The organism is Aliamphritea spongicola (assembly GCF_017051665.1).
GTDB classification, from domain to species: Bacteria; Pseudomonadota; Gammaproteobacteria; order Pseudomonadales; family Balneatricaceae; genus Amphritea; species Amphritea spongicola.
Map to the genome: position 1 here is coordinate 1 of NZ_JAFIDL010000131.1, position 281 is coordinate 281.

Here is a 281-nt window from a genome sequence, read left to right on the forward strand (position 1 = left end):
CGATCATCGTCCAGCGCAGATCGTCGGCGACACCGTAAAGGCGAATGCGGTCGAAAATCTCGTCCTCGTCCGGTAGATCGAAGCGCGGCGCGGCACGCGAGAAGGCCGCGCGAGCAGGCGGCTCGAAGGCGCACATTTCGACAAGCGCGCTGCCTAGCTCTTCACAGGGGCTGCCCATGCCGGCGCGGTCATAATCGACGAGCCGGATCTCGCCGGAGGAATGGAAGAGCACGTTGGATATGTTGCCGTCACCGTGGATTGGAACGGGGGTGCCTTTGCCC

The 281-nt window shown here is 63.7% G+C and carries 1 protein-coding gene; it reads right to left on the minus strand.

Annotated elements, in window-relative coordinates:
* Positions 1–281 (minus strand): phosphotransferase family protein (locus JYB63_RS23035; protein ID WP_205660243.1); only part of this gene is annotated, 281 nt, incomplete at both ends.